Origin of the sequence: Pedobacter ginsenosidimutans (genome assembly GCF_001442625.1) — a bacterium.
Taxonomy (GTDB): domain Bacteria; phylum Bacteroidota; class Bacteroidia; order Sphingobacteriales; family Sphingobacteriaceae; genus Pedobacter; species Pedobacter ginsenosidimutans.
The window spans coordinates 57003-71958 of record NZ_LMZQ01000018.1 but is presented as its reverse complement, the minus strand read 5'-3'; the positions used below and the strand labels follow the sequence as shown (position 1 = coordinate 71958).

Annotated in this window: 10 protein-coding genes; all 10 read right to left on the bottom strand. The window is 39.1% G+C overall.

The features are described from left to right. Positions 1–51: 51 nt before the first annotated feature. Positions 52–1473, bottom strand: coding sequence for a PKD-like family lipoprotein (locus ASU31_RS19405; protein ID WP_167346210.1), 1422 nt, complete (start codon positions 1471–1473; stop codon positions 52–54). Positions 1474–1483: 10 nt separating this feature from the next. Then, positions 1484–2293 carry a DUF4843 domain-containing protein gene (locus ASU31_RS19400; RefSeq protein ID WP_083505441.1) on the bottom strand — a complete coding sequence of 270 codons (810 nt, stop codon included), beginning with the start codon at positions 2291–2293 and terminating at the stop codon, positions 1484–1486. 30 nt (positions 2294–2323) lie between these two features. Further along, positions 2324–3814 carry a RagB/SusD family nutrient uptake outer membrane protein gene (locus ASU31_RS19395; protein WP_057933935.1) on the bottom strand — a complete coding sequence of 497 codons (1491 nt, stop codon included), beginning with the start codon at positions 3812–3814 and terminating at the stop codon, positions 2324–2326. Positions 3815–3846: 32 nt separating this feature from the next. Next, the gene (locus ASU31_RS19390) at positions 3847–7179 is read right to left on the bottom strand and encodes a SusC/RagA family TonB-linked outer membrane protein (RefSeq protein WP_083505443.1); all 3333 of its coding nucleotides are present in this window, start codon (positions 7177–7179) and stop codon (positions 3847–3849) included. 275 nt (positions 7180–7454) lie between these two features. Beyond that, positions 7455–8573 carry a FecR family protein gene (locus ASU31_RS19385; RefSeq protein ID WP_057933933.1) on the bottom strand — a complete coding sequence of 373 codons (1119 nt, stop codon included), beginning with the start codon at positions 8571–8573 and terminating at the stop codon, positions 7455–7457. A 145-nt stretch (positions 8574–8718) separates the two neighbouring features. Beyond that, positions 8719–9303: an RNA polymerase sigma factor gene (locus ASU31_RS19380; protein ID WP_057933932.1), complete on the bottom strand. Its 585-nt coding sequence runs from the start codon at positions 9301–9303 to the stop codon at positions 8719–8721. Positions 9304–9651: 348 nt separating this feature from the next. After that, on the bottom strand, positions 9652–10218 hold the full coding sequence (locus tag ASU31_RS19375; RefSeq protein ID WP_057933931.1) for a biliverdin-producing heme oxygenase: 567 nt from the start codon (positions 10216–10218) through the stop codon (positions 9652–9654). 26 nt (positions 10219–10244) lie between these two features. Next, positions 10245–12608: a TonB-dependent receptor gene (locus ASU31_RS19370; protein ID WP_083505440.1), complete on the bottom strand. Its 2364-nt coding sequence runs from the start codon at positions 12606–12608 to the stop codon at positions 10245–10247. A gap of 44 nt (positions 12609–12652) precedes the next feature. After that, the gene (locus tag ASU31_RS19365; RefSeq protein ID WP_157258133.1) at positions 12653–13891 is read right to left on the bottom strand and encodes a S41 family peptidase; all 1239 of its coding nucleotides are present in this window, start codon (positions 13889–13891) and stop codon (positions 12653–12655) included. A 44-nt stretch (positions 13892–13935) separates the two neighbouring features. Then, positions 13936–14913 carry a DUF5018 domain-containing protein gene (locus ASU31_RS19360; RefSeq protein WP_057933929.1) on the bottom strand — a complete coding sequence of 326 codons (978 nt, stop codon included), beginning with the start codon at positions 14911–14913 and terminating at the stop codon, positions 13936–13938. Positions 14914–14956: the final 43 nt, after the last annotated feature.

The following is a 14956-nucleotide window of genomic DNA, read 5'->3' as shown; positions in this document are numbered from 1 at the left end:
ATTTAAATATTTCCATGCCTAAGATTTTGAAGGCCTAAGCATGGAACAGGATTATTTTCTGATTGCGATATCTACAGGAGCACCGGGAATTCCTTCGATCTTTTTAATGAGCACACCATTCATTCCGGTAGCTATATTTAGAAAAGAAACGGTCTCTTCTGTTCCTACCATCAGCGTTTCTTCATCTTCGGTAAGTTTTAGCATCGTAATCGATTTACCACTAAAGCTAGTGGCCAGTTCTCTGAGTTCTTCATTTACAGGATTATACCGATAAACCTTACTACCGTTGGCAATATAGATCACCCCATTTTTAGCACCACTCCATTTTGTATTTTCGTTAATTAACTCCTGGCGTACAAAAAGACGTTTATGTTGAGGGGTAAAAGTAAACGGCCCGTTAAACTGAACATTGAACTTTAATTCATAAATCTTCCCATCAGTACCCTTACAATAGGCAAAACAATCTGCATTATTAAGTTGCTCCAAATGAATAAGATCCATACCCACATTTAAAGGATCGAAGGCATTTGTTGTGGTAACCGAGTATTGGGTACCAAAGTAAACAGGCGCTCCATAAAGATTGATCCGGACAAATTGCTTTCTGTTTTTGTCGAAGCCAATAAAATAAGTAGCCGATTGCGTAAAGCTCATTACAAAAGACGGGGCCAATTCATAATCACCATCAGCAGGTAAGCCAAACATTCCGTAAGTAGCTGCCTGATCCCATGTGCTCGTTGTTCCACCGTAAAATTTACCATTTACAACGCCCATCATTACCCCTTGAGGATGAGAGATCAGTGAACCAACCTCAAGATTATCTGGTTGTGTAAAGAAGTTATCCTTAAGTGTATTCGGGTATTTTGGATCTTCCTGCATGGTATTGGGCTCCAACCTGATTCCACCATTTTTTGTAATAATCCAATATCCTAACAATGTACCGCCCGTAAACGTATTCCTAAGCAAAAATAAATTTGTGGGGTTTGCAGGCAAATCTTTCCCCTGCATTGCCCTGTATAAACGTGCCTTTACACTGCCATCCGGTTTTACAAATGAAAATTGTGTGATTCCATTTTCGACGCTCAATACCGTTGTACCACTGGCAAATTCGGTTCCGCCGTCTATGTAAAACTTATGGAAATATTTCATTCCGTTTGCTTTGTTGAAGACTGTAAGACGGGCAGCGTATCTTTTAGCCTGCAAGCCGAATATGATCCTTAAAGCTGGTCCGGTATAAAGAACATCATTCCCTTCCATTACACTGATTTTCCATTGAAGTTCTACATTGGCCGCATCCACACCTTCTATTTTTGGTTTGATTATCAAACTATCACCTACACTTGCAGTGTAAACAGAATCGAGGTTGGCCAGTTTAGGCTCGATGGGCATATCGATATCATAATTGCCAAGGTCTTTATGACATGCGGCAAGAGCAACCACACCAATGATTAACAAGATTAATTTTTTAATATCCATGTTTTTATATTTAAATAACCTCATTACCGTTTTCATCTATAAAATAATATTTACCATTCTGCATGTTTTTTCTCAACAGCGTTTTTTTTGCCGGATTTTTTTTATTGTAGAAATAATAACTATTGGTATTACCTGCAGTTACCTCTTCAATTACATAGCCTTTTGCTTCATTTTTAGTTACCCAATTAAATGGATTATTTAACATAGTGGTTAATAAACCTATATAATAGAGGTTTTTTGGTGCGTCCAGTCCGTCGGTAGTAAGGGAGGTTTGCCCGGTTACCAGAATAAACAATTCGTGTTTGGTTCTCGAATAAGGAGGAAGCGGCCAGGTATCCCACCAATTTGGTTTTTCCAGTTTGGAGGAGAACACTACTTTTGCCCTGATCAGATAAGGGTTTTCGATGCCCAGATCCGATGTGCCGGTTAATTTGATGAGTATGGAAACCGATCTGTTTTCAAGTTCCTTATCCTTGTTATAAATCACCACAGGAATGTATCCTAATCCTTTATTCGGAAGGATTGAATATTGAGTTTTCAAAGCTTCGTAGTGAACTCCGGGAGTGGCCGTAGAAGAATCAGCATCTACCCGTGCACTAAATTTCCGCTCTACATCTGTTCTGATTCCGGATAAACGTACCGGTAGCCAAACGGTATCCTGAGCCAGTGTAGGATTATACGCAAAGGTTCTTACTATACTGTCTTTATCTCCATTATAAATATCGAAATAAACATTAGCGCTGTGATCAAAACGCATCTCCTCTGCTTTCTTGCAAGAAACAAGGCAAATGATTGCGAATATTAATATATATATTTTCATAATTTGCTATTAATAAAATTTCAAATTGTTTTATCTGCCACCATAAACAATCTCATCGTTAGGGAGAGGAAGCACAAAAATGTTATCGGAAGCAGGAATGGTTACGCCAGTTTGCCCTACTATACCTCTATTAAGCCGCTTATACATATAAAACAACTGACCTTCCGCTAACCATTCTTTACGGGCATCTTTAAGCAGTTCTTTTAATAAATCTTCTTCGTTGTTTATGGTCAAAGGATCGCCTATTTGCCTCGCCTCACGAACCTGTGTAAGGTAATTCACTGCGACTGTGGGGTTGTTTGCATAGGAACACTCAGCAGCGATGTAATACATCTCACTAAGCCTGATTGCAGGAGCCATCAGATAATGTAAATTTGCGCCCGTCTCAGCACTTAAGGGGTTTCTGCGGTATTTAACGATATCGTAAGACCTTGACGATTGGCTGGAAGTAGCAGATAACCAGTATTTATAACGGGAATCACTTGCTCCGGCTGTGGCCTTCTCATAAATATAATCTGCAGCGTCCTCAATCAAATAAAAGCCCCTGGTACCACTTTGAAACCAATTGTCTTTTATTTCTTTTGCAGCACCTGGTATGTACCATCCAAAAACGAGTTCTTTATAAAGAATACGATCTTTCTTTGAATCTTCGAAGGCCTCAAAATCACTTTTTGCTGTCCATGGGAATTTTTTCGAGTCGATAACCTCCTTAGCGTTCAGCAAGGCTTTAACTTTATCATTTTTATAAAGGTAAACCCGGGCAAGCGTTCCGCATACTGCATAATAATTTAAACGATGCCTTCTGTTCTGCAAGAAAAGACTTGGGTTTTTCTCTTCTGTATTTTTAAGCGTATCGGTTACTAAGGGATAATTCACAATATAATTGGCACTCCGAATCGGATCTACAACTAATAATTGTTTCGACTCCTCCAAATCTTTGATTATCAAATTAATGGTTTCTGATACGTTTGAAACCGGAGTAATCTCTTTCGTGTATTTGTTAGCATATGGAATTCCTTTTGCTGAGGGATTTCTCAGATAAGAAGGCGCAAAAAGACGTAACAGATCGAAATGCAAATATGCTCTTAATGCAAGTGCTTCGCCTTTGATAATGGAATAATTGGTACCAGTAAAAATGTTCCTTTTTGCATCTACGTTTTCGAGGATCAGGTTACAGTTAACAATTGCATTGTATAAACCAGCCCATATTCTATCCTTACGCTTGATAAATTCGCCATGTTTATAATTGTACAATGAGGTCTGTCTATAATCCTGTCCGTCATCACGCATCGAAAAATTTTGGGCAAGTACCTCTGTTGTTCCAAATGTGAGTTCTTTGCCGTACAGATCTGATTCTGTACTGCGGTTGTACACACCGTTTATGGCTTCCATAAAGCCACTTTCTGTACTGAATAAAATTGGAGCAGCAATTTCTGATTCTGGCTCAACTTCCAGCCATTTCTTGCAGGAACTCAATAACCCTGTTACGAAGATGAGGCCTATTAACAATCTAATTTTCATGTTTTTATATTTTAAATCTGTTCATTAATAGCTTAAAAAGCTGCTCTAACAGAAAAGGTTAAACTCCTGGTAAATGGATAATTAATTCCTCTTTCTTCTTTTACTGATGACCAACGCACTACATCATTGGCTGTTACTTGAAACATGAGGCTCGACATCGATAATTTGGATGCGATTTTTTTATTCATATCATAAGAAAGGTTTACCGATTGAAGGTTGATCAGATTATCTGGCTGTATAAATCTCGAACTTACATCCGTCTCGCCATTATCTGCTATATTTTTATAGAAAGAGAGGTCGCCAGACTGTTTCCACTTTTCTTCGAATACACGCTTATCAACGTTATATCTTGGATCAGCATTTTCAACACGCTCTACCAGTGTCAGGTTATATTTGTCGCCACCGAAAAAAGTTTGAAACTGCACGTACAAGCTGAACCTTTTATAGTTAACTGTTCCACCAAAGTAGCCGCTCACTTTAGGATTAGGATCGCCAATTACCACATAATCTCTCTTATCGTAGTCGTATGTAAGTGTACCGTCCTTTTTGAGGTATAATTCACGTCCGTTTTCAGGATCGATGCCTAACGAACGTACACCATAAATGGCATTAAAAGGTTGCCCTTCGCTAAATCTAAGCAAGGGAATCCCCCTGTAACCACCATCTCCTGGTTTTAACGACTGCAGTTCGTCTGCCCTATCATTGTATTTTTTTAATGCGTTGGAGATTCTCACCACTTTGTTTTTGTTGGAAACCATACTAGCATTCAGGTTTACCGACCAGTCTTTGCTTCTTACTGCATCTATGGTTAGCCCCAGCTCAGCGCCTTTGTTCTCCATGTCGCCAAGGTTTTCTTTATAAGACAGAAACCCTGTTGATGGCGGTAATGTAATATCGGCCAGAATATCTTTGGTAAACTTCTTATATATTCTCGGCGTAATCATTACACGATCTTTAAACAAACCGATATCGATACCAATATCCGTCATCCTCGTTTTTTGCCACCCAAGGTTTTCATTCCCATAACTGTTAACACTGGCACCAATACCCGATGAATACCAATTTCCTGTATTATACTTATAAATGGTTTTTGATAAGTAAGGATCGAATTCTACCGAACCGGTGAGACCTGTAGAAGCTTTTATTCTAAGTTGGCTAATCACATTATTACCCTGAAAAAACTCTTCCTGATGTACATTCCATCCTAATCCGAACGACCAGAAAGGAGCCAGCTTATTGTTCACGCCGAATTTTGAAGAACCATCAATACGCACGGTTCCGTCCATAAGGTACCTATTTTTGTACGAGTAGTTCATGGTAAAGAAAGAGCCAAACAACCGTGCTTTTTCGAGCTTGCTTTGTGGTTTTCCATCTTCAGCATAACCCTTGGCAAAGCCTATGCTGGTAAAACGATCATTAGCAAATCCAATAGCTGTAAATTCTTTTTGATCGCGCAGCTCTGTTCGGGCATTTACACCTACTAAAGCATTAAAATAATTGCCACCGATCTGTTTTAGCCAGGTTAACCTGATATTACTATCCCAATAGGTTTCTTTCATTTCCCTGTTTGTGTATTCGCCCTTTTCATCTATTTTATCTGTTGTGTACAGGTAATATTTATTTGCTAATGGAGAGGTGAATACATCATCAGAATTTGATCGCGTGGTTACGCTCATTTGAGCCCTTAACCGAAGGTTGTTCGCCACCTCTACATCAGCAGAAAGGTTATCAATAATTTCGGTGTACTTCGATTTATTGAAACTGCTTAAACCAGCATCAAACAGCGGATTAAACACATAATCTTTCGATCGATCCTGTTTTTCATATACATCAGAAATCCTCATCGTCATGCCATTAGCATCTTGCAATGGGTAATAAGGATTCATCCGTACATAATTAGAAAAATCGCCATATGGAGATTCGGTAGCGCCTACTTGTGTTATGGATAATTCATTTCTGAACTGAATTTTCTTCACATTATACTGAAAACTCATTCCTCCCGAATATTGGTCCCTTGCCGATCCTTTCATTGCTCCTGGCCTGGTTTGGTAACGAAGATTTACATTATAACGAAATGCTTGCGAACCTCCATCCAGATTTACAGCATGTTTATGCCCTACGGTATTACGAAGGGGTTGCGATAGCCAATAACTGTTAACGCCACCAACAACATTGGCTTTTTTATGGTAATATATTTCATCGAGCTGATCTTGAGATACCTGTTGTTTCGAGGAATTGTATAAACCTGCCAAAACTTCATAATCTAGTTTTTCAGCTGCATTTAACACCTGATAATCAGTTAGATCTGCAGCAGTAAGATTCAATTCGTAATTGTATTCTATCCTTAATTTTCCTTCTAATGGTGTTTTAGTCGTAATCACAATTACACCATTGGCGGCGCGAGAACCATAGATTGCTGTTGCAGCCGCATCTTTTAATGAGGTAACCGATGCAATTCTATTCACATCCAGATCAAATACTTTCTGCACGCTTACTTCATAGCCATCAAGCATAAAAACAGGCATGTTTGCTGTTCCAAGAATATCATCCCTTCTCAACACCTGCCCATCGCCACTTGGCAGTGCAGAAGCTCCTCTAACATTGATAGAAGGAATTCTGTTAGGATTGGAGCCGGCAAGATTATTATCTATCAGTTTAAAGGAAGGATCGAACGTTCCGATACTTTGAAGTAAACTCTGTGGATTAACCCTTCTCAGCTGATCTCCGGATATCGTAATTGCATTACCGGTATAATTATCTTTTTTAATCGTTTGATAACCCGTTACCACTACATCGTTCATTTGGGTCATCTTAGGGGCAAGCTTAACGTTTAACGTTTTAGTGCCTGTAACCTTGGCTTCAAACAAGTCGTAGCCCACATAACTAAAAACCAAAATGCTTCCTTCATCAACATTAACTTTGAATTCGCCTTTTTCGTTGGTAATGCCTACACTCGCACCGTTTTTAACCGAAACATTTACCCCCGGAATGGTTTCTCCTGTAGCTTTATCAGCAACAACACCTTTTACTTCAATTTTGGCGTTAACAACTGCCGTTGGCACCGGTAAATCCTCTTTACCGCTGATTACGATGGTTTTGTTAACGATACTATAGCTCAGGTTTTGATCTTTTAAAGAAGCATTCAGCGCCTCCACTAGCGAAGCCTTAACGAGTTCTATCGTCACATCTGGTTTATCCTGCAACAACTGACCTTTATAAAAGAAAAAATAGCCCGTTTGCTTTTTGATCTCCTTAAAAACCTGTTTAAGCGAGGTTTTTCTTCTGGATAACGTTACGGTTTGAGAAAAGGTAGCTGCCGAAACATGTAAGGCGCCAACCAGTAGTAAAATTGTAGTCAATTTCATGACCAATAAAAATTTAATCTTTACCCTCCGCATGTCGCACACGGGGTTGTAAAGGGTAGTTAATTTCATACCTTTGTAATGAATGAGGTTAAAAAATAGCAGCTGGGTTTCGAAGCAAGCTGCTTGTCCAAATTTCTACCGGAAGCGTTATCGCGCTTTCGGTTTTTTTTAAAGGTAGATTGCTAAATTTCTGGTAGTTTTTTCATCATAAAGTTTAGTTAGTTTGTGAATTGGTTGGTTGATTGCTCGGCTGTTTAAAGAAAAGCCATTCTTGTTTAATTTTTTGTTACGGTAAGCACTTTACCTTTTGCATCAATATGAACATGGTTAAGCTCTAATATTTTAAATACCTCAGCCAGGTTGCTATTTCGCGGAATTTCGCCTACATATTTTTCTGTTGAAATTTTGCCCTGATAAACTACATCTACATCATACCAACGCGAAATCTGCCGCATAATCGTCTGGAGATCATCATTATCAAAAGAGAAAATATTATTCTTCCAGGCCATTTCTTTATCAATATCAATCTCCTGATCGACAATTAATCTAGCAGTGTTTATATTTAGCCTCGATTGTTCTCCCGGGTGCAGGTTTACACTACCAGAGGTATTGCTCACTTTTACAGCACCTTCCAAAAGCGTGGTTTTAACAGCGGCTTCATCTTTATAGGCATTAATGTTAAAGTGAGTCCCCAAAACTTCTACCATTTGTGCATCTGTTTTTACCCTAAAAGGGCGGGTATGATCTTTCGAAACTTCGAAATAGGCTTCTCCATTTAACTCTACTACCCTTTCGTTTTTAGCAAAGGCATAAGGGTACTTTAAGGTTGTAGCAGCATTAAGCCAAACTTTTGTTCCATCAGGCAGGCTTACCTGATATTGTCCGCCCCTTGGCGTTGCGATCGTATTTGAACCTGTAACTGATGCATTCGGAATTTCTTTAATGATATATTCGAGCTGGCCGTTTTTAGCCTTGCGGATTACGATGCCATTTTGGTTAGCAATCTGACCGTTTTTAGCATCATCCAGGTTTACCACCGTTCCGTCGGCCAGCGTTAGTATTGCTTTATGCCCACCTGGAAGAATATTTTTTAATTCGGTTTTAGCTGTTAAGGGCAAAGTATTACGGCCTGCCATAAAATAGAGTCCTACGCTACAGCATAAAATAATACTCGCAGCTATTGCAATGCGTTTAACCGTGACCAATTTTACAGATCTTTTGCTTGGGCTTAACCGATTCCATACTTCTTCTTTGCTGGTTTCGATAAGTAAATGATCAGGAGCCTCTTTTTCGAAAGGCAGCTGAAGGTACCATGTTTCTACAATAGCAATTTCTTCCGGCGTACAATAGCCTGCACGGTATTTATCTAAAAGCTTTTTCGCATTTTTCTCCATCAAAAAGAAATCTAGTTTGGTTGATTGTTATATATACGGCGAAGCTATAGCCTTGGGGGTATCGAAAAATTATTTATTTTCAAAAATATTTTCAATACAGCTTAATTTAAAGAGAGAAGACTGAATTTAAGCCCCTCACGGCAGACTACCGATAGGTTTTTAAGAGGAAAACAACATAAATAACCACCCCTAACCTCGATTTAAGAATTCGGAGCGCATTTTTAACCTGTGTTTTAACGGTTAACTCAGAAAGCCCTAATTCGAGCGCTATTTCTTTATGCGATTTGTTTTCTTTACGGCTTAAAATAAATATTTCGCGCATTTTAGGTGGCAAAGCATCAATTTCTTGCTCGATTAATAGCGCCATTTGTTTTTCACGCACCATATAATCAGTCGACACATGATCTTGATCTATATAATCCTGCAAAGAATCAATGTATTTACTTTCTACTTTTTGATGCGCAAACACATCCAGTACACGGTTGCGCACTGCTGTATATAAATAGGCTGATAAATTACCATCAGGTGCTACCTGTAAACGTTTCACCCAGAGCGATTCGAACAACTGGTGTAATACATCCTTTGCTTCTTCATCGTCATTTAAGCGTTTATTGGCATGGATAAAAAGTAAGCCATAAAAACGGTTGTAAATTTCGGTAAAAGCCAGCTCATCGCCTTGAGTTAACAAGAATGCCAATTCGCTATCAGAATATGAACAGTAAACACGCATAGAGATAACACAAAGATAATATAAATACAATCGGTTTCATTGGCTTGTATCGGGGCTTATCTTACTTATCTCTTGACACTTGTAATTTTTTACATGGAAATAGCTTTTTTAACTACGAAAAATGGAATTTAACAATTTTGAAAGGTTTCGTAAACAAAATCAGTCATAAAACAGATAAGCCTGATGCCCGCTGCAAAAATAGCGCGGGCAATCCAGGCTTATCTTTCAACTCAAAAACCAATAGATGAAGTTGAATATTTGGCTTTGGCCGATGAGTCATCGACCGATGGACTAAAAATTTTAAATTATTTCTACTGCGCTTAAAGGACTTAACTTAATCATGTTGTATTAAGCCGTACCTACCCGTTCCTTTTCGAAAACATAAGCAAAATGTTTGAAGGTTTCGTTTGCTGCAACAATGGCCTCTTGTTCTTCTTGATCAGTTTTTGCCTGTGCATTTAAAACAGCTATAAAATTGCCCCACATCATGCCTGTAGCTTCTCCATAACCCGAAAAGAAAGAAACACCTTTGGTTACCCCTCCTTTTTCGAGCATTTTAACAATAATGCTTCCACCCATAATCGAACCTTCTAATACGTATAATGCACCTAAAGCCTGTAAGGTATTTTCAATTTTTGGTACGGTTGTAAATGGAAGATCAGTGATATCTGCACCAAGTTCTAAAATATCAGCTTTAATATAGCCCGAATTTCTGCGCTGTGCATAATCCGGTAGAACCGATGCCGTGATAAAAGGTTTAATCGTTTCTTCGATATGGCTGAAGTACGCAAAAAAATGTTTCAACAAATCTGCATAGTCCTGATCGCTTCTGATTGCTTTCAGCTTTAAAACAACCTGTTTCTCTAAATTTTGGTGTTCGGCTTTTGTAGCCTCTTTAATATTTGTACTTAACATGTTTTGTAATTTATGGTGTTTAAAATTTAATCTTTATATAAACGGTAGGTTAAACCAGCCAGCAGTACGCGCCCCGGCTGTCCGGGCATTAAACGGTCGGTATAATTCAAAATGTTATCTGCCGTAAGTCTGATGCTTAAATGCTGTTTCATTAATTTCTTTTCAAAAGCGGCATTAAACATAAAAAAGCCATTGACAAAGGTGTCGTAACGATCGATAAACTGGTTTCCATTGCGGTCGCCAAAGGGATATTTACCTCTGTAATTTACACGTATGTTTAGGCTGGCATCCCAGGGACGGTAATTATAAAAGGCTTTAAAATTGGCCATATGACGCGATCTGTTTTCAATCCCCCAATAATCAGAAGGTTTTGGTGCATAGGAGTTTCCGGTTGCGGGATCGTGGATATTCTGGTTATAAGGATAATGCCCGGTTTTAATGCTATCAATTACGCTTAAATCTTTCGCAATGAGGTATTGATAACCTGCGCTCAATTCTAAATTTTTAACCGGACTAATGGCAAAAGAAACATCTATGCCTTTATTTACGGCCTCAGGAAGGTTTTGATAGGTATAAATATTCCGGTTTTCGCTGCCTGTAGCTACCTGAATGCTGTTAATCTGGTTGCGTAAGGCGTGGTGAAAAACGCCTGCCTCTACTTTTATATTTTCTTTTGGTTTCCACTCCAGACTTAAATTTAATGAAGTGCTTCTTTCTGCCTGTAAATTTTGATCCAGCTGGTTTAACAGATATTGTCTGATTTCACTAATCTGTCCCTGAGCCTGCAACTGATTTAGTGTTTGCCTCAGCACTTCATTTCCAATAACCAGGTAATTTGCTGCCGGATTATAAAAAACAAGGTACCTCGATTTAAAATCGGGTGCTTTAAATCCTGTACCTGCACCGGCCTTAAAGGTTAAATTTGGGATAATTTTATACTGCAGGCCTAAACTGGGGTTAAGTTTACTGCCGTAGGCATTGGTTAAATCATAACGCAGCCCTGCAACCACGCCCAATTGTTTAGTGAGCTGCCAATCGCCCTGAAGAAAAGCAAAACCTGTACTTACCGAAGCTGGACTGGTTAGCGAAACATCATTCATACTTTCGATACTGCCGCCCAAACCGCCTGTAAACTTAAGTTCGTCGCTTATACCATAGGCAAATTGCTGTTCGAAACGGTGTAAGTTCTGTGCGAAAATGTCTTTTGTAATGGTGCTATTGGCCTGTTGCCAGTCTACACTTTGGTCTGACCGGAAATTGGTATAATAATAACGGCTCATGCTACGCAAACCCGAACTGAAGTTATGGTCAAATGTGGCTGAAAGATTCATGTCCTGCTCGTTCTGGCTATCGCCTGAAATGATACCTAAACCAAAATCTTTCGACATAAACGATTTCCTTAGCCCATAGCGCCCACTAAAACCTATGGTACTTTTTGGAGTTAAGCGATAACGGATTCTCCCTTGCAAAGCATAGTTATCATAAGGCGGTGCGGTGGTACCCTGCTGGATGTATTTAGGATTGGTATTAAAACCATCGGTGCGGTAATAATTGGCTGAGATATTGGCGGATCCTCTTTGCGAGGCAAATGGTGTTTCTCCTTCGAGGGTAACATCAGCAATATTCAAACTTCCGTAATTTGCGGCAACCAATGCCTGTGGCTGTAAAGCGCCGTAGCGGGTTACGATATTAATTGCCCCGCCGAGCGCCTCGCTTCCAAAGAGACAGGAGGATGCGCCTTTAATAATTTCAATCCGTTCGATATTGGAAACACTGATCCTGGACAGATCGAAATTTCCACTGTTGCGGCCAACCATTGGCTGACCATCGATCAATATCATAATGTATTCACTGCTAAAACCCTGCATCTGCACACCTACCGACCTTGCGCCACCACCAATGTTGTTTACTATGGCAATCCCAGTCTGTTCTTTCAATACCTCATCCAACCTCCTGCTGCCCATTAATTCGATGGTTCGCCTACTAATTACCGTAACAGGCATTGCGCTGCGTTCTAACTTTAACAGATTATCTGGAGCAGCACGGTTTTCGGATACAGCAACCTCGTTAAGTTCGCGTTCATCGCCTGATAGTTTAATTATTAAGTTATTTGCAGCCACCGAACCGATTTTAATATTGGCTTGATGATTGATTTTGCCGACCATACTTACGGTAATATTGTAATTACCGGTAAATATCTTCTTGAAGCTAAAATTTCCTTTGGTGTCGGTTTCGGTGCTATGCCCGTCAGGCTCCAAACGTATGGTTGCACCACGCAAAGGTTTATCAAACTCATCAGTAACCTTGCCTTTTAAACGTCCATAATCTTGTGCAGCAACCGCTAAATGGAGAAATACAAGGAAAAATATGATGAAGGATAGTTTAAACATGTTTTATTTTTATTGTTGTAGTACCAGGTTATATTGCTGCCTTTTTATTTTCTTAATCGTAACCTGTTTTCAAGCATTACACTTTCTATATTATTTACCTGCAAAAAATCAGCTTTAACATTGGCAATTTTACCTGTTGTGGCCAGCTTGCTTGCAGTTAGTTTTTTAGTCCCGTTAATCAGCGAAAGTGCGGCATTTAAGCACAGCTCATCTGGATCACCCAAAACTGGATTATCTACTCCTTTTATCATTACATCTGGCTGCATACCTGTAAAATAATCAGACCAGCCATTGGCATTTTTAATGAGAAAACTACTGAGGTAAATACTGTACTGATCGATATTGATCCCAAAAAAGCCTACTGGTTTGCCATAGGTTTTCTCTCCAATCAGTTTCACATCAAAATAAGGTTTTAGGCAACTGATCAGCATTTCGCTGGCCGAGGCTGTTTTTGCTGATACAATTACATAAACTGACTGGATACTTTGTAAATTCCCTTTTTTGCTGAATGTATAGGTATTGCCAGCAGTAGTATAGTCTACATCGGCCATGGTCGCATTACGTCCATTGTAGATGGCAGTTTTCCCATTAGCATCTAAATATGGCTGGTGTTTTAATATCGGTACGGTGCCATTTTGCATTGCCGGGTTAAATACCTCACTGTACATCACCTTTCCGTTCAAAACATTAGGAACAATTAAATTGGCTACATATTCTGCAGTTTCGAGATAACCACCACCATTGCTCCGCAGGTCGATTACAATAGCTTTTGGATTGGCAGTAGCCAGATCTGCAAAGGCTTGATCTAAGGTTGCTTTGCTGCTATTTAATAGAGGGAAGGAAGCCAAAGCCAGGTAAGCAACAGGCGTATTTCCTGTAGCAATGATTTTACTGGTGACAGCAGCACCTGAATTTACGACTCCAGCACTAGTACCTGGTAAACTTCTTCCTTGTTGAAGATATGAGTATTTTGGGTTTTCGAAGTAAACAGGTAATTCGTAGGGGTTTCCTGTAGTCACATTTATTTTAAGCTGCGAAATATCGAACAATTCTTTTTTAAAAGCAATGATATCAGAACTGATTCCTCCATATTTTTGTCGTGGGTTAAACGTTTCATAACCTGGCAATGCATCGCTCCATAGATACACCTGTTTGGCGTACAAAAAGATAGAATCGAGCGTAAACTGGCTACGTGTACCTGTTGTAGGCGAAACAATTTCTTCCGCATCATCAACAGAAACCTGTGCCTTTTTACAGGCAGAGGTTCCCATTAGAATGAGCATAAGAAGCGTGGTATATATCTTTGTGTTGTATTGCACTTTACAGCCTAATTAACAATTGTTATCACATCATCGAAAATACCGCTAACCGGGCCGCCGGCATAATATTCTCCGGCAGGATAGTTATAGCTATATAGATCATAGCTGCCAATCGGCAAATTATCGGGCACTTTTAATGTTAACTGACCTGTTTTGGTTTCCTTGATAATCAAGTCATAAATTTGTTTATTAGCAGCATTGCGGATAGAAAATTTATTGACCAGTTCAATCCTGCTTGCACCAGTAAGCACAAACTCTTCTCCGAGTTTTAATGTGAGTTTTATGGCACTCAATTCTACAGGAGTAATAGTCGGACGGCCATAAGCGACACCGAATGAACGTTCTAAAACTACACTTCTCTGCCCCGATACGATCTTCAATTGATAAATACCATCTGGTACAGTATTATCAACTGTTACGCTAAGTGCAATTGGTGTTATTGTTGCAATCGCAACTTCTTTTTCCGTATTGTTAGCGGTATTTACCAAAAAAGCTTTGGTTTGTTCCTTATTGGCAATAATATTATCACCGGTAACATTAATATTGCTACCTCTGTTTACAAAGTTTTTAGTGTTATAAACCAAAACCCCCGATGAAATATTTATTTTGAGTAACGGTTGATTGATCACCTTTTTAATTAGGTACTCTTTGGTTGTACCATTCTGTGCCGTTACCACAAACCTGGTTGTTTCTTTAAAAGCCACACTTTGGCCTGAAGCAGGACTAACATTTGCCCTTTCTGATACCACAATGGTGGGTATAATATTATCTGGCACAGCCTGCCCTGATGGCCAGTATATAGTGAGGTTCTTTTCATCAATTACAGCCTTAATTGATTCACCATTAGCATCTTTTACCGTAAAACTTACAATGTCGGCATAAGGAAAATCTTCATATTCTTTTTTGCAGGCACTAAATATGCTTAGTAAACAAAAAAGCAAAAGGTAGTATGAGCTGGTAGAGAAACGTTTATATATTGTATTCATAATCAATAATTATTAGATTTGCATTTTTAGAGCCCGCAAATAT

Bases quoted from the DNA above. Each gene is read 5' to 3' on its own strand.
- ASU31_RS19395 (WP_057933935.1), bottom strand. From the start codon at position 3,814: ATGAAAATTAGATTGTTAATAGGCCTCATCTTCGTAACAGGGTTATTG.
- ASU31_RS19370 (WP_083505440.1), bottom strand. From the start codon at position 12,608: ATGTTTAAACTATCCTTCATCATATTTTTCCTTGTATTTCTCCATTTA.
- ASU31_RS19400 (WP_083505441.1), bottom strand. From the start codon at position 2,293: ATGAAAATATATATATTAATATTCGCAATCATTTGCCTTGTTTCTTGC.
- ASU31_RS19380 (WP_057933932.1), bottom strand. From the start codon at position 9,303: ATGCGTGTTTACTGTTCATATTCTGATAGCGAATTGGCATTCTTGTTA.
- ASU31_RS19390 (WP_083505443.1), bottom strand. From the start codon at position 7,179: ATGAAATTGACTACAATTTTACTACTGGTTGGCGCCTTACATGTTTCG.
- ASU31_RS19405 (WP_167346210.1), bottom strand. From the start codon at position 1,473: ATGGATATTAAAAAATTAATCTTGTTAATCATTGGTGTGGTTGCTCTT.
- ASU31_RS19360 (WP_057933929.1), bottom strand. From the start codon at position 14,913: ATGAATACAATATATAAACGTTTCTCTACCAGCTCATACTACCTTTTG.
- ASU31_RS19375 (WP_057933931.1), bottom strand. From the start codon at position 10,218: ATGTTAAGTACAAATATTAAAGAGGCTACAAAAGCCGAACACCAAAAT.
- ASU31_RS19365 (WP_157258133.1), bottom strand. From the start codon at position 13,891: ATGCTCATTCTAATGGGAACCTCTGCCTGTAAAAAGGCACAGGTTTCT.
- ASU31_RS19385 (WP_057933933.1), bottom strand. From the start codon at position 8,573: ATGGAGAAAAATGCGAAAAAGCTTTTAGATAAATACCGTGCAGGCTAT.